Here is a 24,812-nt window from a genome sequence, read left to right as displayed (position 1 = left end):
CACTGCAGCCTGTAGGTGCAGTGTCGGTGACCGGAAAAGACAGAAATCCACAGCAAAAACCCCGCCCTCAGGCGGTGTTCACCGGGCGTCAGGGGAGAGCCAGAACTGGGAGGCTCCATAAACAGGACCAAGTTTATCATGTCCGGTCGTTCCGACCGTGCTCAGGTCGCCCGTCACTTCAGCAGACGCTAGGGTGGGCACATCAGGATGTTCTTCCCCGAGAGGTGAACTGGTTATGACAGACAGAGCTGCTCTTCCCACCACATTCCAGGCCCTGCGCATGGTCAAGGATGACCAGGGGTCCGGTCAGCCGCAGATGCAGACCCTGGCCATCACCGACCTGCCCGAGGGCGAGGTCACCGTGCAGGTCACGCACTCCAGCCTGAATTACAAAGACGGCATGGCGGTGGCCGGGCGCCCGGGGATCCTGCGCCGCCATCCCATGACCCCGGGCATCGATTTTGCCGGCACCGTGTTGCACGACGACAGTGGCACCTACTCCCCGGGGGAGACCGTCATCGTGACGGGCTGGGGTATCGGCGAACGTCATGACGGCGGCTACGCGACCCTGGCACGCGTACCGGCCCGCTGGATTGTCCGTGCGCCGGAAGGCACCGATGCACCCTGGGCCATGGCGGTCGGAACAGCCGGATTCACGGCGATGCTGGCCGTCATGGCCCTGGAAGACCAGGGACTGAAGGCCGGCGAGGTCCTGGTGACAGGAGCGGCAGGAGGCGTCGGCAGTACAGCGGTTGCCCTGCTGGCCCGCGCAGGCTACGAGGTCACCGCCAGCACCGGACGGCCCGAGGAGGCCGGGTACCTGACCAGTCTGGGTGCCCGGCATGTCATTGGCCGGGAGGACCTGCCTGCCCTGAAGCGCCCAATGGAAAGTGAGCGCTGGTCGGGTGTGGTCGACACGGTAGGCGGAGCGACGCTGGCGGGTGCCTACGCCTCGACCCGCACCCACGGCAGTGTGGCGGTGTGCGGCCTGGCCGGAGGGGCCGAGCTGAACACCACGGTCTATCCGATGATCCTGCGGGGCGTGAACCTGCTCGGCATCGACAGTGTTACCTGCCCGGTCGACCGCCGCGAGACTGCGTGGGCCAGACTGGCGCATGAGTTGCCGGCTGCAACGCTGGCGACCATGACTCAGGAACGTGGCCTGAGTGAGGTCCCGGCCCTGGCCCAGGAAATCCTGGCTGGACAAGTGCGAGGCCGGACTGTAATCGACGTCACCCGGTAGGCCACCAGTCGGAGTGCGTGTTTATCTGAGCTGGACGAAGCCTTGAACGTCGGGACATCGGTGCATGGCGCATCGAGACGGGAGGGGGACTACGCGACTGTCCCCCTCCCGTATCAGCCTGTGCCTTACTTGGGTTCCAGACTCCCCACGTTTACCTGAAGGGCGTCCGGTCCCAGCTTGACGGTCCGCTCGTCGCGCGGCTCGTGGCTTTCACCATAGATCTGGTTGCGGTCGCGGTCCCGTCCCCCCACGACGCGGAACGTGCCGTTGCCCAGGTAGGCCTCGAACCGGCCCAGACTGTCGAGCTTGGGCTGGAATACAAACCCCCGGGCGTCCTGCAGCCGCAGCCCCAGCGTGTCACTGATGGCCGGAGCCCCCAGCGCCGCAGCTGCGTTGACCATGCCGAAGCCGAACAGGTCATCCCGACCCTGCGCCCCCAGGTCAGTGGCGGTCGTGGTCAGACGGGCCAGGGTGCCTGCCGCGTCGCTTGTCACCCCTTTGCTCAGCAGGAGAGCCGCCAGCGCCGAGACCTGAGGCGTGGCCTGGCTCGTGCCGGACATGGCCTCGTACTGGGGCTCGTTCTTGACATAGTCCCAGCCGGTGGAAAACACCATGTCCGGGAAGGCCTTGTTGTTCAGCAGCCCGCCGTTGAACACATCTGAGAATTGGTCCGTGCCACCCGGAGCGGTCAGCTGCACCTCCGGGTAGGCATTGCTGTACGACGCGTGACGGGGCGCACTGCCTCCGGACAGGGTCACGCTGCCCACCGCCACGGCGCCGGGGCAGGCGGCCGGGTAGTAGGGAGTCGTGCCGTATGCATTTCCCGCAGCCACAAACACCAGCGAGCCTGCTGAAGTGGCGGCCTTCACCGCCTCGCACAGTGGCCTGGCCTCGTCGGCCGTGATGGCGCCGCCCAGGCTGAGGTTGATCACCTGCGCCCGGCGTGGATTGGTGTATGTGGTGCCCTCGATCAGGGTGGGAATTCCGGCAGCGTAGTTCAGAGACTGGACAATGTCTTCCACGCTGGCGTCACCTGTGGCGTCGATGGCCCGGATGGGCAGCACCTTGACGGGTGCGCGGTAGCTGGCGCCCGCCACGCCGCTGCCGCTGCATCCCGCGCAGTTGCCCGAGTTCTCGCCCCAGCGGGCGACGATGATGCCGGTGACATGGGTTCCGTGGCTTCCCGTGCTGCGCCCGCTTACACTCGGATCGGTCGGATCGGTGTCGACGCCGTCTCCGTCACCGTTGTCGGCTTCAGAAAGCACGTCCAGAGCGCCCTCGCCCGGCTTCCACAGCTGTCCGGCCAGGTCCGGATGATCGAACCGCACCCCACTGTCCACCACCGCGACCGTCACCGCCCGGTTGTACGCGCCAGACTCCATGTCGCGCCATACTGCCGGGTAGCCCATCAGCTTGAACGGCCACTGCAGCGGCGCGTACTGATCGGTGGGTTCCAGCGGCGTGGCAAGCGACTGTCCGGTCTGCTGGACGCGAAGCACCGCGTTCGGCACCGCATACTCGACTTCCGGACTCTGGCGCAAGGCGCGCAGGGCTGCCCCCTGATCCCTGACCTTCAGCGAAGCCAGTCGTCCGCTGAGGCTGCGCGCCGACTGCACGGGCACGCCGGCCCGGGTCAGGACATCGCGGCTCCGGACTGCCGCCGACATCACGGCCGACTGGGCGGTCAGTTCGCCCGCCACATGGTCACGGTATTTGACCAGAATGCCCCGCGCTTCGGCCGGCGCTGGGCGGTTGACGGGCGAAACCACGAGGGCCTGGCCGCTGATCTTAGCCGTATCCACGACCCGGCCGTTCAACCGGTACTGGTCCGCGCTGACCGTGATCGTCGCCGTGGTCCGCGTTTTGTTCTCGGCTGTCAGCTCAAGCGTGATGGTGCCGGTCAGTCTGGCCTGATCCGCTGCCAGGGGGGTGCCCTTGCTGCGGTCAGCGGCAACCGCGAATTTGATCTCACCTGTGCCGGCAGAGGGGGTGACGGCCAGCCACTCGGGCTGACCGATCACCTGCCACGAACCCGAGTACGCCGTGTGCACCGGGGCGCTGACAGCGTGACCCAGATTCAGGGTGGTGGGAACCGGACCGCCTGGGGGCTGAGGAGCTGGGGGCTGCACCACCGGCGGGTCGACGACCGGAGTTGTGTAGTTTTCCGTGCACGCGGCCAGCAACAGAGGCAACGTCAGGACCCACGGCCAGGAACCAGACAATTTTTTCATGTGAGGTCAGGATGCCTCACCCGGGCTGACGGATGATGAACGATTCTTGTCCCGACGCTGAGGCCTGGCCTGCTGCGGCTGGCACAATGGCGGGCGTGCCCAGCGGACGAGTTCATAACCTCATTAACATCGCGGCCTACAGCGTGCTGGCCGGCGCGGTCCTGGCCGCGTCCAGGCAGGAGCTTCTGACCATCACGCCGGCCCAGGCCCTGTATTTCACCCTGGCCTTTGCAGTTGGGACCTTTCTGCTGTCGCCGGACCTGGACCTGGCCGAAGGCAGGGTGGACAGCAAGCGCCACTGGGGTGTGCTGGGAATCCTGTGGGTGCCGTACGGCATGCTGTTCAGCCATCGGGGCCTGTCACACACCTGGGTGGTGGGGCCGCTCACCCGTCTGGTTTACCTGGCAGTCATGGTGGCGTTGGTCGTGGGAGTGCTGCGTTACGTGGCCCCTTCAGTGACGTTGCCGGCCATTCCGCAGCCCATCAGCGTCAAGGTCGTGGCTCCGCTGATCGCCGGGTATTACGTCAGTCAGTGGCTTCATCTGATCGCAGATGGCGTGCGCCCTGACCACGGTATGCGCCGCGGTTTCCGTAAGCTCCGCCGACGCTGAGTCAGTCTGGCCGGAATTCAGCCCACTTCAAGCAGATCCCGGTGGGCCAGGCCACGGCTCTGGGCTGAGCGCCATGCACCTCGCGCGTCCCCGGCCGACACCCGCGCCATAAAAGCCGGGTCACGTGCCAGCGTGGTCAGGACCCAGAAGTCTCCCCAGACCTCGATTCCCCAGGAGGTGCGCATGGCCCGGGCTGCGGCGACCCACACAGGCTCGGACAGGTGTTCCAGCGGCGCAATAAAGTGCAGTTCGCCGTCGGTGCCGGGAGTGCGTGCCACCTCACGGCGGTAGGCGTCCTGCTCGCGGCGGCTCATCTGTTCCCAGGTCCCTGAAGCGCAGTACCGCGCAGGGAAAGCGCTGAAGGTGTCGCGGCACCGGGTGGGGCGGGCGTCGTATTCGCTGCATGCACCTGTGTTGCGGTCCAGCAGCGGACAGAATCCGACCTCCTCACGGTGGCGGCGCACGTACTCTTCATCGTCGCGCGCGGTGCGGGCGTTGGCCAGCGCCGCCCGGGCATGGTTCTCGACCGCCCGGGCCTTGGCAGCATCAAGCGCCTCGGCGGTGATCAGGGCCTCGGCCAGACTGACCCGGATAGGCATGTTGCAACAAGCGAAGCAGCCTGCGCCGCAGTACACCTTGCCCCCCCGGGTCTGATACCCCTGGAGCCACTGACCGGCCTGACGCCCATAGCGTTCATAGCCCCGCCGGACGGGGGCTGTCACGGCTACGTGTGGGCCGCTTGGAGTGGGGCGAAGAGGTGACGTCATATGCGGCAGGGTAGCGCGGGTATACTCGGAGGACCGTGTTCCGACGCCCAAGAACCCCCCCGCCAACGGCGCCCGTCACCGAGGCCCGTAAGCCCACCCCTACACCGGCCGGGGGCGACCTGGATGCCACCCGTGTGCTGAGTGAGCTGCTAGCGCGGCCCAGCCTGGAGGGCATCCTCGAAGGCGCCCTGGCGCACGCCAGCACGCTGGCGGGGGGCGATATGCGCGGATACGCGATTCTCCGGCGGGGTCAGGACAAGGTGGCCGGGGTCTCGGGGTATCCCAAGGCCCTGATCGGCACGGCCCTGAGTGGCCCCTGGACCTCCATGAAGCCGCGCCTGCTGGCCGATGGCACCCGGGAACTGTACGAGGCCAACCCCGCGGAACTGCACAGTACGCTCGACACCTGTGGAATGAAGGACGTCCGGCTGACGCTGGTGGTGCCGCTGAGCGACCGTGGCCGGGCTCTCGGTGCTCTCGTGCTCGACCGCACGTCGGCCGAAGGGATCTCACCGACAGTGCAGGAAGCTGCCAACCGGTGGGGAGCGGCAGTAGCGCCCCTGATCGGCGTCCTGGAAGGCCGTGAAGAGTGGAAGGCCGCGGCACGCCAGATCACCGCGTCGGTGGTAGAGGCGGTCGAAAGCCAGGAATTCGACGCCCTGGGGCACGGGCAGGCCGTCGCGGACCTCAGCCTGAAACTTGGCCGGGCGGCCGGACTGGTGGGCCGGGATCTGGACGAACTGTGGTTCGCGGCGACCATGCACGACCTGGGGAAAATCCACGGTGAAACCGGACATGCCCAGGTTGGAGCGAATTTCCTGCACGGCGTTCCGCACATGACCGAAGCCCAGAAGGCGATCCGTCATCACCATGAGCGTTGGGACGGCCAGGGCGAACCGGATCGTCTGGCCGGCGAGGATATACCGCTGTATGCCCGGATTCTGGCGGTCGCCAACACCTACGTCCGGCTGGGTGACCTGGAGCGCGTCAAAGCTCAGGCGGGCAAGAGCCTGGACCCCAGGCTGGTAGCAACACTGGAGAAACTGCCGCAGTGAACGCCTCCGTGGGCGTCTCCACCACCCGGAGTGGCGCTTGACCCTGCGCCCGGCGTCCACGGGAGAGAGCGCCGCGCCGCGCTTTCCGAATCTGGAAGCGCGGTTCGGACCACTGACGCCCATGGACTCCGGAATGCAGAGCCGGGTCTACGCCACGCAGGACGGTCAGGTGGTGGTCAAAGTCTTCCGCAACCACCAGGGGCACCACCGGCTGGAGGCAGACAACATGCGCAGGGCCGGTATGACCCAGTGGGTGGTGGACGCGGTGGAGGCTGACGGGGTCGAAGCGCTGATCCTGCGGCGCTTCCCGGGCCGTCCCCTGCGTACCACAGACATCCCCGCGGCGCTGCCCGCCCTGCGCCGGATAGTGGGTACGTTGCACCAGGAAACGCGTGGCCACGTCGATCTACGACGGGTCCAGGAGCGGCTGCGCCGTTTTCGCAGTGCGCTGGCCGCGTACCCCCTCGAAGACCTGTTTGAAGCCGTGGAACTCCCGCTGGAACGCGGCGAGTTGATTCAGCCCGCAGCGTTCTGCCATCTGGACCTGTGGCACGACAACATTCTCTTCGCCCCGCAACGCGGCGAGGTACTGGTCATTGACTGGACCAAGGCGGCCTGGGACGATCCCCTGCGTGACCTGGCCCTGCTCAAGACCGGCACCCTGGACCTGCTGGGCGCAGACGAGAGTTTGCAGGCCGCCCTGTCCTTCCTTCCGGAATCGGACACCGCCACCCTGCGCCGCTACCGGGCCTATCTGGCCCTGACCACGCTGCATGACCTGTACTGGTTCCTGATGAACGAGCCCTACGAGTTCGAAGGCGAACGGGCCCGCAAGGTGCCCCGGGCGCGTCATGCACTGGCCCGCCTTCCCCGCTGAGCCGGCCGGGCGGCGTTATGTTGAGGCCATGGTTACGGTTGTTACCCACCCCCTGCTGCAGCACAAGCTCTCGCTGATGCGTGACGTTCAGACTGGCGTCAAGGAATTCCGGGAACTGGCCAGCGAGGTCAGCCTGCTGCTGGCCTACGAGGCCATGCGCGACCTGGAACTGTCTCCGCATCGGCTTACCACCCCGCTGGTCGAAGCTGACTTTCCGATGCTCAGTGGCAAGAAGTTGGCGCTGGTGGCCATTCTGCGGGCCGGACTGGTCATGACCGACGCCATCGTGGACCTCGTTCCCGCCGCCAAGGTGGGGCATATCGGGCTGTACCGTGACCCCCAGAGCCTGCTGCCGGTCGCGTACTACAACAAGCTCCCTGCCGACATCGCCGAGCGGCGCGTCTTCCTGACCGACCCGATGCTGGCCACCGGGGGCAGTGCTAGCGCCGCGATTCAGAGTCTCAAGGACGCGGGCGCCCAGAGCATCAAACTGATGTCGATCCTGGCCGCCCCCGAGGGCATCGCGGTGATCGAGCGGGACCACCCGGACGTCGAGATCGTGGTGGCCGCCGTCGACAGCCACCTGAACGACCACGGGTACATCGTGCCGGGCCTGGGCGACGCGGGGGACCGGATCTACGGCACCAAATAATCTGGTCACCACAGAGGTGCATCTTTGGAACGAGGCACCTGCTCACTCCAACCTTTAGACTTCGGTCAGGGAATGGGGGAGGTCCAGGTTACCGGAGTTCCCTTTATAGTGCCCACGCCGTCTGCTGTCCGGGCAGACGTGGAGGTAATGGATTTATATGGACTCACTGGGGGCGCTCGCCGCGCAATTCGGTATTGCCGACCTGTTTGGACGCGGCTTTTTCAGCGTGATGATCACTTTTTTCGCTGCCTGGGTGTTCACCTGGCAGTTTATTCCCCGGCTCCGGGATTTCGCGGTGAATGCCGGGTGGGCCGACCAGCCAAATGCCCGGCGGCTCAACAAGGAGCCCCTGCCCAACGCCGGCGGGCTGGCTATCTTTGCCGGCTTTGTCACCAGCGTCGTGCTGGCCTGGGCCCTGCGCCCCATCATGGTCGAGATTGTCAATATCCAGGTGCTGTCGATTCTGCTGGGTGCCAGCATCATGGTGCTGGTCGGCTTTATCGATGACCAGTTCGGCCTCTCGCCCATAACGCGCCTGGTGGTCCAGGTGCTGGTCGCCGTGCTCCTGGTGGTCAACGGGCTGAAGATGGATTTCAACGCCATTCCGTTTCTGCCGGTGCTGCCTGACGCCGTCAACGAGCCGCTCAGTACCCTGCTGACCATCGTGTGGATCGTGGGTCTGACCAATGCCGTCAACCTGATGGACGGGGTGGACGGAGTGGTCGGCGGCGTGGGTTTCGTGGTCAGCATGGTGCTGCTGGTGACTGCCGCGCAGTTCACCGACCGGGCCGCAGCCGTGATTCTGCTGGCGGGACTGGCCGGAGCAACTCTCGGCTACCTGCGCCACAACTTCAACCCCAGCCGAATTATCATGGGAGACGCCGGGGCGTACCTGATCGGGTTTACCTTGGCAGCCGTCAGCCTGCTCGGCACCCTCAAATTCAGTGCAGGAGCCAGTCTGATCGTGCCCCTGATCGTGCTCGCGCTGCCTGTGCTGGATACGACCCAGGTGGTCATTGGTCGCCTGGCTCGCGGCATCCGCAATCCCCTGGGGCATCCGGACAAGACCCATATTCACCACCGGGTGCTGGCCCGGACCTCCAGTGCCCGCCGCACCGCCGTCATCCTGTGGATGGTGGCCCTGGCCTGCGGCATGCTTGGAATGTTGTTGCAGGGCGTTCCGATCCTGGCAATCGGCCTGACCGGGGTGCTGGTGCTGCTGTGCCTGTGGTTTGTCGCGCACCGCCGGGTCCGGGCCCACAGCCGTGAAGTGCGGCACCCCGCTCCCCCTGAATCCCATTCCACGAGGCCCTGACCGAATGACCTCTACTGAAAAGCGAATTGTGCTCGCCTTTGGCACCCGTCCTGAAGCCACCAAGATGGCGCCGGTGTACCGCGCCGTGGAGCAGACCTGTGGCCTGAAGCCCCTCATTCTGTCGACCGGTCAGCAGCGCCAGATGCTCGATGGCGCCCTGAATGTTTTTGGCCTCACGCCAGACCATGACCTGAACGTCATGACCGACCGCCAGACCCTGGCCGACCTGACCGCGCGGATCGTTCCCCAGGCGGGCCGGACCCTGCGTGAGATGGGCGCGGATATGGTCCTGGTGCACGGCGATACCAGCACGTCCTTCTGCGTGGCCCTCTCGGCCTTTTACGAAGGCATCCCGGTCGGCCATGTGGAAGCCGGGCTGCGCAGTGGCAACCTCCAGGAACCCTTTCCCGAGGAAGCCAACCGCCGTCTCACCGGCGTGCTGTCCACCCTGGACTTTGCGCCTACCGGAGGCAGCAGGGACAATCTGCTGCGTGAGGGCAAGGCGGAGCACGGCATTTTTGTGACCGGTCAAACGGCGGTCGACGCTGTGCGCGAGGTGGCGGGCCGTGTTCCCCTTCGCCCCGCCTGGCGCCAGCGGATCGAGGCGGGCCAGCGCCTGGTAACCGTCACCATGCACCGCCGGGAGAACCAGCCCATGATGCGCGAAATGGCCGAGGCCCTGGGCCGGGTGGCACAGGCACATCCTGAGCTTCATTTTATTTACCCGGTTCACCTGTCGCCCGCTGTGCAGGAGGCCGTGCGGCCCGCACTCGGCAGCCTGCCGAACTTCGAACTGATCGAGCCGCTGGACTACAGCGAGATGGCTCCACTGATGGCGGCCAGTGTTCTGCTGGCCACCGACAGCGGCGGCCTGCAGGAGGAGGGCGCTGCCCTCGGTGTGCCCGTGGCGGTGCTGCGCAACGTCACCGAACGCCCCGAGGGTGTGGAAGCCGGCGTCCTGAAACTTGCCGGGAACGATCCTCAGCAGCTTGAGGCCACCCTGCTGGACCTGCTGGGTAGCGAGGATCAGCTCGCGGCCATGCGTCGGGCGCGTAACCCCTACGGTGATGGAAAGGCAGCCGGACGCATCGCCCAGGCCATTGCCTGGCATTTCGGCCTGAACCGCCGCCCGGACGACTGGCAATAGGCGCACTGGCCATGAGCCGGTCCGGCTGATCTATGCTGATCTCATTGTGAGTGACCCACCCAGCCGGTTCGAGCGCGTAGCCGTTGTATTGAATTCTTTCGCGGGCGGCGGTCTGGCTCAGCGGGAGTGGCCACGCCTTGAACGGGAACTGCTCGCGCGCGGCCTGCAGTTCGACCTGATTCAGGAAAGCTCCGGGGACGAGGCGCTGAACCGGGTCCAGAACCTTCCTGTGACCATGCCGGTAGTCGCGGTGGGTGGTGACGGCACGGTACGGTCTCTGATACCTGCGCTGGTCGGAACCGGTCGGCCCCTGGTCATCGTGCCCCTGGGCACTGGCAACGATTTTGCAGGCATGCTGGGGCTCCGTTCCGGGCATCTGGAGGCAGCAGTGGCCCACCTGGATGCCCCACCGCGTCAGGTGGACGCCCTGGACGTGACGATCACGGAAGGGGAACGGACAGGGCAACGTGCGGTACTGCTCAACGGCCTGGGAATGGGGTTCGACGCGCAGGTGGCCCTGAACATGACGCGTGCCCCGGTACGGCTGTCCGGGCTGGCCCGGTATGGATGGGCCGCCCTGGTGACCCTGCGGGAGCTCAAACTGGCCACAGTGCGCGTGCTGGTAGATGGCCGCGAGTTCTATCACGGCAAAAGTGCCCTGGTAGCTGTCATGAACGGCACCCGGTACGGCGGTGGCTTTCAGATCAGCCCGGTTTCAGATGTCCAGGACGGCGAGGTCAACGTGCTTGCCAGCGGGCCGCTGGGTCCATTCCGGCTGCTGCTGCTGATGCTGGCGGTGCTGCGCGGGGTTCATCTGGGCCGGGAGGGTGTGCACCACACCCCAGGCCGGTGGATCACCGTCCGGTGGGACGAACCCACGCCGCTGCACCTGGACGGGGACCTGCACGGCTCGGTGCGGGAAGTGCAGGTGCGTGTGCTGCCGGGAGCCGTGACTCTGCTGCATCACCAATGAAGGAAGCCTGCCGGCTAGCCTCTCCTTAAGCGGCCCAATGTTCGATCAAGGAGCTATCCAGTCACGCTTTCTGTGAGCGTCATGACGGCCCGGTTCTCGATAGCCATCAGGGAAATTTGTAGGGCAATTCCTGTAGCCCCCTGAAGCTTCAAGGAGACAGGCGCAAAAAACGCCAGCCCAGGCCCTTGACCTGAACTGGCGATTTAGAAGGAGGAACGTTTTACCGGAGCCTGGCCAGCAGGGTCCTGGCCGCCTCCACATCGCGCTTCTGCCAGAAGCTGTCACCGCCCATATTGATTGCCGCCTGCAGTTGCTGCACGGCAAAGGCCCGGTTGTCCTTGGCATTGAGCAGCAGCATGGCGTTGACATACTCCACACGGTGGGTGGGGTTGGCGGGTTCGAGCTCAATGGCCTTCTTGAAGTTGGGCACCACGTTGTTCTTGTTGGCCCCGGTCGCCTGTGTGGCCACGAACCCCTTGCTCACCAGATTTGCGTTCCACAGCCCCACGGCCACGTAGGCGCCGGCCAATCTGGGGTTCAGCTGCAGGGCCTTTTCAAGGTTCTTCTTCATGTCCCCGGCCAGTCCGAGGCTCTGAAGAATGCCGCTGTATTGCGCCAGCCGGCCCTGAGCGCGGGCCTTTTCAAAATAGGCCTCCGCGTTGTTGCGGTTCTTTTCTATGGCCTTGTCCGCGTAGTCCTGTGCCTGAAGGAAGAGGGCCTTTTTCTGGGTATCGGGGCTGAGGCCGGCGCCCGCCGTGGTGGCTTCGGCCGCCAGCGCAAAGCCCTCGCTGGTGTTCAGGGCGGCGGCAGCCGAGGCGGCCTCCTGCCATTTGCCCTGGTTGAGCAGGGTCTGCGCCTCTTTGAACGTTTGGGCACCTGCCACTCCAGTGATGGCCGCCAGGCTTAGGGTGAGGGTCAGGATTGATGTGCGCATACGTCCTCCAGAGGTGAGGTGAAGAAGAGTTTTCAGAAAACTGGACCGAGTATACACATTTTGCTGATGTGCCTCTTATGCTGTTGCTGAAGAGCTTTGTGGCATTGTTCTGTACCTGGTCTAACCGACGGAGGGCAGATGCTACGCTCAGCAGTGACGTGGACTGGAAAGCGGTACTGGCAGACCTGCGTGCCCACCTGCCTCCTGGTCAGGGCCGTGGCCCCGTAAGAGGCAGCTTACGCTGGCTCGAAGCGGAGATGCGTGGTCGCGGAGGCAATCCGGCGAGCCTGCGCAACATCGTGTACCGCGACATCGGCACACCACAGGACAAGGCCGTGCTGGCTGGCATTCTGAATGATCTGGCCACACTGGCTGGGCGTCCTGCTGCTGCGTTTCCCGCATCTCCGGCGGCGGCCCCACTTCCTGATGAACTCGAACTGCTGGGCCGCTCGAAGAAGAGGGCTTACAAGCAGTTTGTCGCCGGCGTCCGCGTAGGGCGCGCTCCCCGGATGGTCGTCTCCGGCCGGGCGGGCGCGGGCAAGACCATCCTTCTGGGTCAGATCGAGCGCGCCCTGCTGGAGTTGCACATCCCAGTCAGGCGGTTTTCTCTGTCGGGTGACGCGGGCCCGCTGCTGGGTCTGCCCCCACCCGCTGGTCAGTCCTATGCGGCACTGGGACAGGTGCAGACCGACGCGGCCCGAGCTGCGCTGCCTGCCCAGGGCGCGCTGCTGGTGCGTGTTACCCGCGAACTGTCTTTTGCTGGGGACCCGCCCCGAGACAACCGGGGACAGACCATCTCTCCGGCCCGCTGGGCCCAGGAGCATCTACTTCAACGGGCGCCGGATGGGGTGGCGGTATTGCTGGCAGTAGAAGACCCCGACGGACTGGACGAGCAGGGCACCGAGCTGATCGAACTGCGCCCGCCCACCCCCGCCGAGGCCAGAACGTACCTGATGGGGCGTCTGGGCGTGACCCGTGCTGAGGCCGACCGGCTGGTGGCAGAGACCGGCCGACATCTGGACCGGCTGGCGATGCTGGGCAGTCTGGGATCTGGCGCCGGGGAATGGGCGCCTGGTGGACTCGCCGATCTGATGGCTGACCGCGACGCCCGTGCTCTTGCAGAAGCCACAGCGGCGCTGCAGAGCCTTGTTCCTTCTGGGCAGCCCATTCCGGGACCGCTCCTTAGTGCCGCGCTGGGCACGAACATCGGTGCTCTGCCGGCGCATGCCCGCGCCCTCGTGCGTGGAGATGACGGTGGCTGGACCCCTTCGGCCGCCCTGAAGGCCACCTGGTCACAGGTTTCACCCGCAGCCCGTCTGGCGGCCCTGCGTCACGTGGCGGGAGCCGAAGGCACCCTGGAGGCCGGTCTCCGTATGGCGGCGCTGGCTGCCGTTGGAGACTGGGCAGCTCTGTCCACGCTGGCCACGCGTCATCCCGACGACGCCCGGCATCTGCCGCCACTCTGGCCGGCCATCCGGCAGTCGGCGCAGGGAACCGAACTTGAATCACTGGCCCGGGCTGTCGTGGGTCACCATGCCGGGCGCGGAGAATACGGTCATCCCCGACTGCGTGATGGTCTGTTCAGCCTCCTCGAATCTGACCGCGATGTGGTGAGGGCCTGGGCGCGGGTCAAACTCGCCGAGAGCAGCCTGGAGTCGGGCAATATCGAAGCGGCGCACCTGCAGCTTGCCCATGCGGACGTGGCGGCGGTCCTGGAGCCCGGCGCGCCCCTGGAGCCCTGGGCACGCGCAGCCCAGGCCGATGCATTGCTGGTTGAAGCTGCCCTGGCGCGCTGGCAGGGTGACCTGGAAACTGCCACGCTCAAGGCCAGCGACCCTCGAGCCGAACACGGTGGTCCACGGGCCCTGCTCTGGCGCGGCCTGATCGCCAAGGACGCTGGCCGCTGGCCCGAGGCGCTGACCGCCCTGCGCGCGGTTCCGCAGTCCAGTCCGCTGCTCTCGGGGCGGGCCCGCTACCAGGAGGGGGACCTGATGCTGCGTCTGGGGCTGCCGGGAGCTGGACTGCAGGCCCTGGACGACGCCGCACGCCGTCTGGAACTGGCCGGCGGCACCGCCGAGGAACAGGCCCGGGTGCTGGCCCGTTCCGGTACCGCCCTGCGGCGTCTTGGTCTTGCCAGAGAGGGCCTGGAGCGCCTGAACCGCGCTCTGGGCCTGCTTCCGCATGACTCACCCCGCCACGGAGACGCAGTGCCCCGGGCCCGCCTGCTGTCCGAGGCTGCCCCGGTCTATCTGGCGTTGGGCCGGCCTGATGAAGCACTCGGCGTCGCCAGTGAGGCTCTTGCATTGCTGGCCCACAGTGACGGGCGGCGTGCAGAAGCCAGCTACCGCCAGCGCCGCACCGTGCTGCGTGTCGCTCTGGCCTACCTGACGCGTGGCCTGGGCCGCTGCTATCTGCAGCCATTGTCTGGGGCCACGTCCGACGGTCCGGATCTGACCCATGCCCGGCAGCTGATGGATCAGTTGCTGCAACATGACGCCGACACCAGCGACCGCGATCAGATCCTGCGGCTGGACCTGCATCTTAGCCGTTCACTGGCCGAGCCGGACCCGGCGCGTGCCGTGCAGGACGCCAGTACCGGCCTGGCCCTGGCCAGCCATCCTTATGAGGAAGCCCAGGCCCGGGCAGTTCACGCGGACGCCCTGTGGCGTGACGGGCAGCCGGAGGAAGCCCTGGCCGAAGTCAACCGGGCGTATGCCCTGCTCAGAAGGGTGCCGCTGGCAGTCCACGGCTCCACCTTTCCCAGCGGCACCACTGATGTTGACCCCGGGCTTCAGGCACAGCTCCTGGCCCTGGAAGCGCGGATCACCATTCGCGATGGGGTTCGCACCTTGCTGTGGTTGCGTGACGCCCTTCAGGTACCGGGGCTGGGTCCGTTCCGGAGAGGAGTGTGGCGTGAAGTCGGCCTGACGCTGGAGAGGGTTCATCCTCAGGCGAGTGCCGTTGTATTGACCCTGCATCCGGCGGCGGACCTTCAGGTTCTCCGCTTGCCCGACGCCCTGGTTCAGGCCGAGGACAGCCTGTGCGCTGGTCACGTCCCGGCGACTCCCTCCTGACTTTCCGGGGAAGTCGGGTATGCTGTCCGGCGTGAGCATCACCGATTCGCAGGCCGGGGGCCGCGCCGCTGTCCGCCTGTTGCAGGGCTACATGTGGCACCCGCAGGACGCCGACGTGGACCTCGACCACTACCTGCCGCGCGAGCTGGAGCTGCCCGATCCACCAGGAATGAGCGGCACAGAAGACGCGCACGTGCTGTGGGACAGTGTGCAGCCACCGTTTGCCTTTTTCGAGAACGGCGAACCGACTGCATTTCAGGTGTTCTACCAGTTCACGGTGCTGCGGGTGTACGACGAACGACCCGGCAACGACGCCCTGCACGCCGACGCCACCGCGGCCAGCCAGACCCTCAACCCGCTGCTCGACAGCACGCCACCCGGCGTGGGCTGGCAGCTGTGGGAAGACCTGCGCGACCTGTAAGCCTTATGTTCTTGCCCGCCCCGGAGGAAAACTAGCCTGTGATCGCCTGGATTGACCTGTACATCGAAGGAGACCCGCATCCTCGCCGGTTCGATACCCTGCTGACCCTGGGCGACTACCTGCGCCGGATCGAGCGGCTGCCGGACGAGGCAGTCAGTGCGCTGCTGCAGTTCGGTGAGGTGGCCCCGCCCACCGCCCGGCGCGGCTACCGGCTGGGAACCCTGCCGCAGCCGTGAGCAGCCCGTTGGCGCCTGACAGTCCAGAACACGGTGCCATTCCCGGTCCAGTGGTGGCCATTCCGGTCTACGCCGGGGTCAGTGAACTGGAACTGGGGATCATGGTGACGGTCTGCCGGCTGTGCGGCGGACCGGGCGCCACCCGGACGGTCAACCGGTCGCGTGCCAGCATCCTGACGGCAGGCGGACTGGTCAGCACGCCGCACGTGTTGTATGCGGCCCTGCCCGAGCCCGCCGCACTGCTGCTTCCCGGCGGACCAGGGGCAGCAAAGGCGAGCCGCGATCCCCTCCTGCGCGCTTTTCTGAGTGCGCATGCCGCGCTTCCTGCAGGTGCCAGCGGCAGCGGCCTGCTCCTGCTGGGCGAGGCCGGCTGCCTCCGCGGGCGCGAAATCGGCGCCAGTGACAACCTCACGGAGACGTTGTGGAGCTATGAGCCGCTGGAGATACACCCCGGTCAGGCCGTGACTGACACCCACTTGCGGACAGCGCCGGCTGGCCTGGGCGCTTTCGAAGCCGCGCTGCATGTCGCTGGCGCACTCTGGGGAGAGGACGCCGCTGGTGACGCGGCCCGGCGTCTGGGTTACCAGTAGTACCCGACAGACGCTTTGGTTCACGCGCCGCTTTTCCGGCCTGATTCTGTCGAGAAAGCGGCAGAAAATCAGACCGGTTCGAGACTTCAGAGGCCAGAGTCTGGTAGTGGTCCTTCGGAGCTTCAGCTTCAACGCGGGCTCTGGCCCACTCAATCGTCCAGCGCTTCCAGACCCGGCAGGCCGTCAAACAGCCCGCGCAGAGGAAACGAGGGCAGCCCGGTGCGGGTGCCACCCACGGCAAACAGCTCCTGCCCCAGCATCTGCGACTCCATCCGGTCGCGTTCTTCGGCGGACATGCGGCCCAGCAGACTCTGCTCACCCATCTGAGTCCCGTGCGCTGCCAGCGCCGCTTTCTTGTTCCCGGCGTAGGCGCTGACGTCCATGCGCACGGCGATGGTCCCGGGTGACACGCCGTACATCAGCGGGTCAAGGTCCTGACCCATCAGGGCCAGAGCTTCGATCGCCTCGTATGGCAGAGCGGTGTAGTACAGCCGCTGGGGTCCTCCATTCGGCAGATGGCCCGAGCTGAAAAAGGCTCCTGCGGTTGCCCGCTGAATCTGCAGGTGGTCGATATGACCGTAGCTCCCATGCGGATCGAACGTCACCATGACCTGAGGCTGCACCTGCTCGATCAGGGCACGCAGCTGCACCTCCACCTCCGTGGGAGCGACATTCATCAGGGCCAGGGGGTCGTTGTGGCGCGTGCGCTCGAAGCGGCCCGAGTCGTGGTAGTTCAGAAATACGGGCTCGGGGATCTCCAGGGCCATACATGCGTCGCGCAGCTCCTGTTCACGCTGGGCCCCCAGGTCATCCACGGTCATGCCTGGAACCGTGATCTTGCCAGCCTCTCCACGCGTGGCGCAGGCCAGCACGACCCGCACGCCGCGCCGTGCGTAATGGGTCAGGGTACCGCCGACGCTAAAAGCTTCATCGTCAGGGTGGGCGAAAATGGCCAGCAGGGTCGGCGTGGAGGACATACCGGGCAGTCTAGAGGGGTACGCTCTCACCATGAGTGGATGCCTTACAGCCCTGTGGTTCGTGGGGGTGGCCTTTGTGGCGGGCGCCATTGGGCAACCTGTCGGCGGCCCTTCGCGCAACGAGCAGGATCGCCACAGGCGGAAGAAAAGACGCGTCACCCGGCCGTCGGCGAAAGCTGGACCTGTTGGCGCCTTGCGGGCGGTCCTTCGCGAGACTCTGCTGGCGCTGGTCGCTCAGCCCTCACCGGATGACGATTCGGTCTGTTCGGCCTCTTCCAGTCGCCGCCCGCGCAGGTAGAAGTCCCACACGGCGTCGGTCCACGTGGCGTAGATCAGCCGGCGATTTCCGGCGTCCGAGGCCTCCAGCGCCGCCCCCAGCGCGCGGTAAAACCGGCTGCCCTGCTCCTGCATGGCACGCGCGGTCCAGTATGGTTCGGAGGCCAGCAGTTCCTGAAGGCGGTCCGCTTCGGGCATGGTGCCATGATGCCATGCTGGCGGAGTACGTTTTTCTCTGGCCGGTATCTGATCAAATCGCCTGAGGCCACAGAAGGCTGACCCGCTGCCCCAGGGCCCTCTGCTACGCTCCAGCTATGCCCACCGTGCTCGCCATTACATCTGACAAGGGCGGCGTGGGCAAAAGCACCCTGGCGGTTCATCTGGCAGGCGCGCTGACCGAGCGCGGCCTGAAGGCGGTACTGATCGATGAAGATGGCCGGGTGGGCACCAGCCTGAAGTGGGCTGCGCGCGCTACCCAGCGGGGCTGCCCCCTGCCATTTCCCGTCCTGTCTGCCGATGACGTGAAACCCAAACGGCTCACTGACCTCGACGTCGTGCTGATCGACACCGAAGGCCGGCCCAAGCGCAAGGATCTGCGGGCGCTGGCCACCCAGGCGGACCTGCTGCTGATTCCCAGCGGTCCTGGCACCCTGGAACTGGACGCGGCCCGCGGCCTGCTGGACTATCTGGACGATGAGGTCAGCGCGGCGCGGCGTGCGCGGGTGGTCCTGACCCGGGTGCCGGTCCAGGGGAAGGTGGGCAAGGAGGCAAGCGAGGACCTGCGGGATTCTGGCGTGACGGTGTGCAATACCATGATCCGTAACTTCACCGCCTACCAGCGCGCGGCTGAGCTCGCCACCCTGGTACGGGAGGTGCGAGACCCGCGCACGGTGCCGGCCTGGAATGACATCCTGGCCTTGTCCAGGGAACTGATATGAAAACAGGTCGTGACAAACCGCGCTTCAGCTATCTCAAGGATGCCGGTCGCAAGGGAGGGGGCCGCAAAGCCAGCCCGGCCCCGGACGGCCGACGCAAAGGCGAGACCAGCGACCGTCTTGAACCAGTCTATGTCCGCAAGGAAACCGTCCGGGCCGTGTGGCGCGAGGTCAAGAAGGACGGAGGCGAGAGCGTCAGCGAACTTGTCGAGGACCTGCTGCTGATGTGGCTACGCGACCGTGCCTGAGTGCCTCTCAGGGCTGTTCTCTGCTACACGGCGCGCTCTGCGCTGCCACGCTAGCTTGCACCCATGACCGCGACCCCTGCCGTCATTGGCCGCTTTGCTCCGAGCCCCACTGGTGCCATGCACATGGGCAACGCCCGCACCGCGCTGCTGGCCTGGTTGCATTCGCGCGCGGCAGGCGGACGCCACCTTCTTCGCTTCGAGGACCTGGATGTGGGACGCGTCCGGGAATGGGCCTGCGACGCGACGCGCCGGGACCTGGAGTGGCTGGGGCTGGACTGGGATGAAGAGAGCCTTCAGTCGAGGCACATCGAGCGTTATGCGGCCGCTGCGGCGCAGCTGGACACTTACGGCTGCACCTGTACTCGCCGCGAGATTCAGCAGGTCATCCAAGACAGCGCCGGTGCTCCCCACGGTGAGGAGCCCATCTACCCTGGAACCTGCCGGCTGCGTCCCGTGTCCGCGATCCGCACACCGGCGCTGCGCTGGCATGTCCCGGACTGGACCGTCTGTATCAGTGACGCGCTGGGCGGCTCGGCTCTCTGCCAGAATCTGCGGACCGAGGTTGGTGACTTCGTGCTGCGACGCGGCGACGGGGTCTTCGCCTACCATTTGGCCGTGGTGGTAGACGACGCGGCGTCGGGTGTGACCGACGTGGTGCGTGGCAAGGACCTGCTGCCCGCCACCCCCCGGCAGGCCGCCCTGCAGCGGGCCCTTGGTCTGCCCACGCCGCGCTACCTGCACGTGCCCCTGATGACCGGGTTCCGCGGCGAGCGGCTGGCCAAACGCGGCGGCGCCCCACCCCTGATGGCGCTGCGCGAAGCGGGAGAACCGCCGGGCCGCGTGCTGTCCGCCCTCGCGGCTTCCCTGGGCTGGCCGGTACCAGGAGAAGTGTCGGCTTCCGAACTGCTGCCCCTGTGGCAGAGTTTTGTAACCACTGCACAAACTTAGACGAGTTGTCTAAGACAACCCTTCGCCGAACAACCGGTCAGTACGTACCCTTGGGCATCATGGCCCTCATATTCCCGACTTTTCCGCTGCCGGATGTACGCGGTCGCTTTGGCCGTTACGGTGGGCGGTACGTCCCCGAAACCCTGATTCCCGCCCTGGATGAACTCGACTCCGCGTATCAGGTGGCCAAGCAGGATCCCGCCTTCCTGACTGAACTCGACCGCCTGTACCGCGAGTTCGTGGGCCGTCCCAGTGGCCTGTACTTCGCCCGCCGGCTGACCGAGCATGCCGGCGGCGCGAAGATCTACCTCAAGCGCGAGGACCAGAACTACACCGGCGCGCACAAGATCAACAATTGTCTGGCCCAGGCACTGCTCGCCGTACGGATGGGCAAGCGCCGTGTCATCGCCGAGACCGGCGCGGGGCAGCACGGGGTCGCGAGCGCCACGGCCGCTGCCCTGCTGGGCCTGGAGTGCGTCGTCTACATGGGCGAGGAGGACATCCGTCGTCAGGCCCTCAACGTGTTCCGGATGAAGTTGCTGGGCGCCGAGGTCCGGCCGGTGACCAGCGGCACCGGCACCCTGAAAGACGCAACCAACGAGGCCATCCGTGAATGGGTCACGCATGTCCGGGAGACCTTTTACATCCTGGGCAGCGTCGTGGGACCGCACCCCTACCCGGCGATGGTCCGGGATTTCCAGAGCATCATCGGCGAGGAGGTCATGCTGCAGCTTCCCGCGCTTGAAGGCCGCTCCGTCCCTGACGCCGTGGTCGCCTGTGTGGGTGGAGGCAGCAACGCCATCGGCATATTCGCGCCCTTCGCCTACCTGCCGCCGGACCAGCGCCCTCGCCTGATCGGAACCGAGGCGGCCGGAGAGGGCGTGCATACCGGCAAACATGCCGCTTCGGTGGCAGGCGGCCGGGTGGGTGTGCTTCACGGCTCGATGATGTACCTGATGAACGACGATGAGGGCCAGATTGTGCCGCCCCATTCCATCAGTGCTGGACTGGATTATCCCGGCATCGGTCCGGAGCATTGCTACTACAGCGACGCTGGGCTGGCCGAGTACGTCCCGGTCACCGATGCGCAGGCCCTGGAAGCCCTGCAGATGCTGACGCGCCTGGAAGGCATCATTCCTGCCCTGGAAAGCTCGCATGCCGTGTATCACGCAGTCGAATTGGCACGCACCATGCGCCCGGAGCAGGTGATCGTGGTTAACCTCAGCGGACGCGGCGACAAGGACGTGGCCGAGGTCATGCGTCTTCTGGACCTGAGCAGGGAAACAGCAAGTGGACAAAAGATTCAGGAGGTCAGCGCATGACAGCCACCGTGACCCGTGGGGTGGAGCGCCTGCACCGCGCCTTTGCCCGTGCCAATGCCGACGGCCGCGCAGCCTTTATCCCGTTCATGACCGGCGGGTACCCCAGCGTGGAGGCTTTCCCTGCTCTGGCCGACCAGCTGATCGAACAGGCCGACATCATGGAGATCGGCATTCCGTACAGTGACCCCCTGGGAGATGGGCCCACCATCCAACGCGCCTCCGAGCGCGCGCTGGCCGGCGGGACCAGCACCCGGGGCACCCTGGAGCTGATCCGTGAGCTGCGCAGCCGCCACGAAACGCCCATCGTGGTGATGACCTATGTCAATCCCATCTATGCCGTCGGCCCCGAGAAATTCATGGCCCTGGCTGCCGAGGTGGGCGTGGACGGCCTGATTCTGCCGGACCTGCCACCTGACCAGGATCTGGAGATCGCAGACCTCGCTGCAAAGTATGGCCTGGCGGTGACTTTCCTGATCGCGCCCACCTCGACTCCTGCCCGAGTTGAACTCGTGGCACAGGCCTGTACGGGGTTCCTGTATGCCGTCAGCGTGACCGGCGTCACCGGCACCCGTGAGGGAACGGCGATGGGCGAAGTGCCTGCGATGCTGGAACTGGCCCGCAAGCATGCCACGGTGCCGGTTGTCGTGGGTTTTGGGGTCAAGGATGCCGCCACTGCCCATCAGGTGGCACAAGTGGCCGACGGCGTGGTCGTGGGCAGCGCCTTTATCAATGCGGCCCGCGACGGTGCGGACGTTTCCGCACTGGCCAGTGAGATTGCCGCCGGCTGTCGGCGCTGATATCAGCTTTCGCGTCAGAGGGGAGCCCGACCCGGGTTCCCCTCTCCACATGTATGTTTGCGACGTGTCACGACCCGCATGACTTTCCAAGCGCCAATCGTTAGCGCCGCGTATGTGTTGCGCGCGGCGCGGCCGCTGACAGCCTGTGCACGCTTCCAAGGCGGTACCCGCCAGCATGTCGCCCACATTGGAGGTAATGGGAAACAGCGTGGTCACGGCGTGCGGCAGCGTGAGAAGGTGGCACAGGGCAGGCAGTGCAGAAGCACTCACAGTCGATTCCTCTAGTTGTGTCGGCGCAGTGCTAGCCTGGGCCGGTGAACACAACTGAAGTGAAGGTGTTGCCCCCACGCGCCGACGTCTCCCGCGAGGAAACCTGGGACATCGAGGCCCTGTTCGCTACCCCCGAGGCCTGGGAGGCCGAGGCGCAGGTGCTGCCCGGGGCCATCAGTGCCCTGTGCGAGCACGAAGGCAAGCTGGGCAGCAGCCCGGAAGCCCTGCTCGCCTATCTGGCCCAGGCCGATGAGGTGGAGCTGCGGCTGTCGCGCTTTATGTCCTATGCCAGCATGAATGCCAGTGTGGACGGCCGTGACGCGGTGGCCGCCGCGCGCCGGGACCGGGCCAGCGGCATCATGGCCCAGTACGGAGCGGCGTCAGCCTTTGCCCGCCCCGAGATCCTCGCCACTGATGAGCGCAAGTTACGCAGCTGGATGGAAACCCCCCAGTTTGCGGATCAGCGGGTGCGCCTGGAGCGCATTCTGCGCCTGAAGCCCCATGTGCGTTCCGCAGAGGTCGAGGAGCTGCTGGGCGCCGTCCAGGCCCCCTTCGCCAGCGAACGGAGCATCCACCCGACCCTGGCCAACATGGATCTGCGGTTCGGGACTGCTGGGGGCGAGGCGGTCACGCAGGGCAATGTTGACCGCCTGACCAGCCACCCCGACCGCGAGGTGCGCCGGGAAGCCTGGGAACACTACGCCGACGCGCACCTTGCCGTGCAGCATGCCCAGGCCGCCATGTACGCCACGAACGTCCGGCAGAGCGTGTTCCTGGCCCGTGCCCGCCACTACCCCGACGTGGTGACGGCCAGTCTGTCTCCCGACAACATCCCCACTGCCGTCGTGACCACCCTGCTCGACACCTACCGGGCCAACACGCCCATCTGGCACCGCTACTGGCGGGTGCGCCGCGAGTGGCTGGGGCTGCCGGAGTTGCGGGAGTACGACGTCAAGGCGGCCCTGAATCCCCCGCGCGGCGTGAGCTACCAGCAGGCGGTGGACTGGATTGAGCAGGGCATGGCGCCGCTGGGCGAGGACTACCTGCGTGACATGCGTCATGGCCTCACCGAGGACCGCTGGGTGGACTACGCCGAAAACGAGGGCAAACGCCAGGGTGCGTACAGCAATGGGGGAGGCCGCGTCAAGCCCTACATTTTCATGACCTGGAACGGCACTATGAACAGCTACAGCACGCTGGCGCACGAAATCGGCCACTCTATGCATTCGCTGCTGTCCCAGCGCGAGCATCCCTACTCTGTGCCCCGCTACACCCTGTTTCACGCCGAGGTGGCCAGCAACTTCAACCAGGCCATGGTGCGTCAGCACCTGCTCAAGCAGGCCCGCGAGAGTGGTGACACCGATTTCGAGGTCGCCCTTATCGAGGAGGCGCTGAGCAACTTTCACCGCTACTTCTTCATCATGCCGACCCTGGCCGCCTTTGAGCTTGAAGCCTACCGCCGTGTGGAGGCGGGCCAGTCCCTGAGCGCGCCCGACCTGATTGCCCTGACCGCCGACCTGCTGGCCCAGGGCTACGGCGACGGCGTGACCATGGACCGCCAGCGCAGCGGCATTCTGTGGGCACAGTTCTCCACCCACCTGTACGCGAACTTCTACGCCTACCAGTACGCCACCGGCATCAGTGCCGCTCATCAGCTGCTTGAGCAGTTCGGCGCAGATCCAGTGAAGGCCCAGGCCACGTACCTGCGCTTCCTGAAATCCGGAGGCAGCCTGGACCCCATCGATGCTCTGAAGGAAGCTGGCGTGGACATGCTCTCGCCTGAGCCGGTTCAGGCAACGTTCCGGACTCTCGAAGGCTATGTTGCCCGGCTAGAGGAACTGCTGGCTGTTCGCCGCAGCTGAGAGGACAGAGTGAAGCGGGACTGGAGCCAGGATTCGGTCCCGCTTCACTCTGCATTTCTAACGTCCAAAGGTCGGGTACTGCAGTGGGTGATCTTAAAAAGCCCTACATTACTCTGATGATTATCTTGCAGGGAACCTACAAAGTTGCACCCACCAAGCGCCTGACGATCCTTGCGGAACCGGGCAATCAGGACAAGGGGACCCTGGCAGCAGATATTGATGCCCTCACTCATGGCTGTGCACTCGGGGGTGGCAAGTGCAACATTACCGTGACCACTCAGCACGGCCAGATGACTGGGACCCTGTATGAGAAGAAGCCCCGTAAACTCAGCCTCTGGCAGTTCGAGGGCCACCTCTCCTTCCCGCAACGTGATTAAAAGGCGTGAACCAGGGTTGTGCAGGCTGGTCCTGTACAACCCTCATCCATTAGACGACCGGTACTACACTATCTTGCAAACAAAATATTCACGACAAGTATTTATCGTGAAACAATTCACTTGTAGATCGAAGGATCAGGCGGGGAGATACCCCGCCCGTTTCTCACTTATGCCTGAGGCTGCTGGACCTGCATGCCCTGGGGCACGAAGCCCTCGAGCGCTGCGTAGTCGTCCTGGAAATGCATCAGCACGCCGCCGAACAGCGTATCGAAGGTTTCCTGGGGCATCTCGGCCAGGGTGGGGTAGAAGCCGACGTATTCCAGCCAGACGTTGCCGTCAGCATCGATGCTGCGTGCAAAGGCGCGCTCGCGGTTGCGGTCGTTGAGCATGTTCACAACTTCCACACGGCGCTCGGCGTACTGCTTCTGGGTCACGCAGGTGATTTCCAGACGGCTGGTGTTGTTCGGGCCGTCGTTAACGCTGACCAGCACGGCCGCGTCGCCCATCTCGAAACGCCAGCCCATGCGGATGAAGCGCTGGCCGTTGTTCTCTTCCATGTCCAGCTGAACTTCTTTTTCCTTGAGGTACTTCGCGAGCGTATCCAGCGTCAGCAGTGCCGTTTCCATCGTCATTAAAACCATCCTCCTCGGTGGGTGAACCTCAACAGCGGTTTG

At 65.7% G+C, this 24,812-nt stretch carries 25 protein-coding genes; 19 read left to right on the top strand and 6 right to left on the bottom strand.

All coding sequences use genetic code 11. From position 1 onward, the window contains the following. The first annotated feature begins 235 nt into the window (after positions 1-235). The gene (locus IEY49_RS06150) at positions 236-1,243 is read left to right on the top strand and encodes an MDR family oxidoreductase (RefSeq protein WP_189005566.1); all 1,008 of its coding nucleotides are present in this window, start codon (positions 236-238) and stop codon (positions 1,241-1,243) included. A 125-nt stretch (positions 1,244-1,368) separates the two neighbouring features. Here the strand turns inward: IEY49_RS06150 and IEY49_RS06145 are convergent, their stop codons facing one another. Beyond that, positions 1,369-3,474, bottom strand: a complete 2,106-nt coding sequence (locus IEY49_RS06145; RefSeq protein WP_189005564.1) for a S8 family serine peptidase — start codon at positions 3,472-3,474, stop codon at positions 1,369-1,371. 95 nt (positions 3,475-3,569) lie between these two features. Between IEY49_RS06145 and IEY49_RS06140 the strand changes: the two genes are divergently transcribed. Then, positions 3,570-4,085: a metal-binding protein gene (locus IEY49_RS06140; RefSeq protein WP_189005562.1), complete on the top strand. Its 516-nt coding sequence runs from the start codon at positions 3,570-3,572 to the stop codon at positions 4,083-4,085. Positions 4,086-4,102: 17 nt separating this feature from the next. Here the strand turns inward: IEY49_RS06140 and IEY49_RS06135 are convergent, their stop codons facing one another. Continuing rightward, a complete protein-coding gene (locus tag IEY49_RS06135; protein ID WP_189005559.1) occupies positions 4,103-4,852 on the bottom strand; it encodes a YkgJ family cysteine cluster protein in 750 nt (249 codons plus the stop codon). 35 nt (positions 4,853-4,887) lie between these two features. Here IEY49_RS06135 and IEY49_RS06130 point away from each other — a divergent pair, with 35 nt between their 5' ends. The 6 genes from IEY49_RS06130 (at position 4,888) to IEY49_RS06105 (ending at position 10,871) form a co-directional block, all read left to right on the top strand. Further along, positions 4,888-5,907, top strand: coding sequence for an HD-GYP domain-containing protein (locus IEY49_RS06130; RefSeq protein WP_189005557.1), 1,020 nt, complete (start codon positions 4,888-4,890; stop codon positions 5,905-5,907). A gap of 37 nt (positions 5,908-5,944) precedes the next feature. Next, positions 5,945-6,784: a phosphotransferase gene (locus IEY49_RS06125; RefSeq protein WP_189005555.1), complete on the top strand. Its 840-nt coding sequence runs from the start codon at positions 5,945-5,947 to the stop codon at positions 6,782-6,784. Between the two features lie 28 nt (positions 6,785-6,812). Then, positions 6,813-7,436: a uracil phosphoribosyltransferase gene (gene upp / locus IEY49_RS06120; protein ID WP_189005553.1), complete on the top strand. Its 624-nt coding sequence runs from the start codon at positions 6,813-6,815 to the stop codon at positions 7,434-7,436. Positions 7,437-7,593: 157 nt separating this feature from the next. Further along, a complete protein-coding gene (locus tag IEY49_RS06115; protein ID WP_189005551.1) occupies positions 7,594-8,751 on the top strand; it encodes an MraY family glycosyltransferase in 1,158 nt (385 codons plus the stop codon). 4 nt (positions 8,752-8,755) lie between these two features. Continuing rightward, positions 8,756-9,898: a non-hydrolyzing UDP-N-acetylglucosamine 2-epimerase gene (wecB, locus tag IEY49_RS06110; protein WP_189005549.1), complete on the top strand. Its 1,143-nt coding sequence runs from the start codon at positions 8,756-8,758 to the stop codon at positions 9,896-9,898. A gap of 43 nt (positions 9,899-9,941) precedes the next feature. After that, positions 9,942-10,871 (top strand): diacylglycerol/lipid kinase family protein, encoded by a 930-nt coding sequence (locus IEY49_RS06105; RefSeq protein WP_189005821.1) that lies wholly within the window; start codon positions 9,942-9,944, stop codon positions 10,869-10,871. A gap of 220 nt (positions 10,872-11,091) precedes the next feature. Here the strand turns inward: IEY49_RS06105 and IEY49_RS06100 are convergent, their stop codons facing one another. Beyond that, positions 11,092-11,805, bottom strand: a complete 714-nt coding sequence (locus IEY49_RS06100; protein WP_189005547.1) for a tetratricopeptide repeat protein — start codon at positions 11,803-11,805, stop codon at positions 11,092-11,094. Positions 11,806-11,963: 158 nt separating this feature from the next. On the opposite strand from IEY49_RS06100, the gene IEY49_RS06095 reads away from it, so the two are divergent. Genes IEY49_RS06095 through IEY49_RS06080 form a run of 4 tightly spaced genes read left to right on the top strand, consistent with a single transcriptional unit; the run spans position 11,964 to position 16,126 of the window. Continuing rightward, complete coding sequence (locus IEY49_RS06095; RefSeq protein WP_189005545.1) at positions 11,964-14,879, top strand: hypothetical protein; 2,916 nt, start codon at positions 11,964-11,966, stop codon at positions 14,877-14,879. A gap of 31 nt (positions 14,880-14,910) precedes the next feature. Continuing rightward, entirely contained in the window at positions 14,911-15,300 is a 390-nt protein-coding gene (locus IEY49_RS06090) for a DUF3208 domain-containing protein (RefSeq protein ID WP_373291855.1), read from the top strand. A gap of 38 nt (positions 15,301-15,338) precedes the next feature. Beyond that, positions 15,339-15,536, top strand: coding sequence for a hypothetical protein (locus IEY49_RS06085; protein ID WP_189005541.1), 198 nt, complete (start codon positions 15,339-15,341; stop codon positions 15,534-15,536). Further along, positions 15,533-16,126 (top strand): type 1 glutamine amidotransferase family protein, encoded by a 594-nt coding sequence (locus IEY49_RS06080; protein WP_229780664.1) that lies wholly within the window; start codon positions 15,533-15,535, stop codon positions 16,124-16,126. The genes IEY49_RS06085 and IEY49_RS06080 overlap by 4 nt, the downstream gene beginning before the upstream one ends. A gap of 149 nt (positions 16,127-16,275) precedes the next feature. Here IEY49_RS06080 and IEY49_RS06075 read toward each other — a convergent pair whose 3' ends face one another. Next, positions 16,276-17,103, bottom strand: coding sequence for a PIG-L deacetylase family protein (locus IEY49_RS06075; protein ID WP_189005539.1), 828 nt, complete (start codon positions 17,101-17,103; stop codon positions 16,276-16,278). A gap of 234 nt (positions 17,104-17,337) precedes the next feature. Next, positions 17,338-17,577 (bottom strand): hypothetical protein, encoded by a 240-nt coding sequence (locus IEY49_RS06070; protein ID WP_189005537.1) that lies wholly within the window; start codon positions 17,575-17,577, stop codon positions 17,338-17,340. 116 nt (positions 17,578-17,693) lie between these two features. Here IEY49_RS06070 and IEY49_RS06065 point away from each other — a divergent pair, with 116 nt between their 5' ends. From IEY49_RS06065 to IEY49_RS06035, 7 genes are all read left to right on the top strand, one after another. Further along, positions 17,694-18,317: a nucleotide-binding protein gene (locus IEY49_RS06065; RefSeq protein ID WP_189005535.1), complete on the top strand. Its 624-nt coding sequence runs from the start codon at positions 17,694-17,696 to the stop codon at positions 18,315-18,317. After that, on the top strand, positions 18,314-18,562 hold the full coding sequence (locus IEY49_RS06060; RefSeq protein WP_189005533.1) for a hypothetical protein: 249 nt from the start codon (positions 18,314-18,316) through the stop codon (positions 18,560-18,562). The genes IEY49_RS06065 and IEY49_RS06060 overlap by 4 nt, the downstream gene beginning before the upstream one ends. Positions 18,563-18,625: 63 nt before the next feature. Further along, the gene (gluQRS, locus tag IEY49_RS06055; protein WP_189005532.1) at positions 18,626-19,510 is read left to right on the top strand and encodes a tRNA glutamyl-Q(34) synthetase GluQRS; all 885 of its coding nucleotides are present in this window, start codon (positions 18,626-18,628) and stop codon (positions 19,508-19,510) included. A gap of 59 nt (positions 19,511-19,569) precedes the next feature. Continuing rightward, the gene (gene trpB, locus IEY49_RS06050) at positions 19,570-20,832 is read left to right on the top strand and encodes a tryptophan synthase subunit beta (protein WP_189005530.1); all 1,263 of its coding nucleotides are present in this window, start codon (positions 19,570-19,572) and stop codon (positions 20,830-20,832) included. After that, positions 20,829-21,629 carry a tryptophan synthase subunit alpha gene (gene trpA / locus IEY49_RS06045; RefSeq protein ID WP_189005528.1) on the top strand — a complete coding sequence of 267 codons (801 nt, stop codon included), beginning with the start codon at positions 20,829-20,831 and terminating at the stop codon, positions 21,627-21,629. Before trpB ends, trpA begins: the two co-directional genes overlap by 4 nt. 314 nt (positions 21,630-21,943) lie before the next feature. After that, positions 21,944-23,761: an oligoendopeptidase F gene (gene pepF, locus IEY49_RS06040; RefSeq protein ID WP_189005526.1), complete on the top strand. Its 1,818-nt coding sequence runs from the start codon at positions 21,944-21,946 to the stop codon at positions 23,759-23,761. Between the two features lie 116 nt (positions 23,762-23,877). After that, on the top strand, positions 23,878-24,138 hold the full coding sequence (locus IEY49_RS06035; RefSeq protein ID WP_189005524.1) for a hypothetical protein: 261 nt from the start codon (positions 23,878-23,880) through the stop codon (positions 24,136-24,138). A 167-nt stretch (positions 24,139-24,305) separates the two neighbouring features. On the opposite strand, the gene IEY49_RS06030 is transcribed toward IEY49_RS06035, so the two are convergent. Next, positions 24,306-24,770 carry a YbjN domain-containing protein gene (locus IEY49_RS06030; protein ID WP_189005522.1) on the bottom strand — a complete coding sequence of 155 codons (465 nt, stop codon included), beginning with the start codon at positions 24,768-24,770 and terminating at the stop codon, positions 24,306-24,308. Between the last annotated feature and the right edge of the window lie 42 nt (positions 24,771-24,812).

The sequence above is a fragment of the Deinococcus malanensis genome (assembly GCF_014647655.1).
GTDB classification, from domain to species: domain Bacteria; phylum Deinococcota; class Deinococci; order Deinococcales; family Deinococcaceae; genus Deinococcus; species Deinococcus malanensis.
Note: the sequence above shows the minus strand (reverse complement) of the source record. Positions and strands in the feature narration are given on the sequence as shown.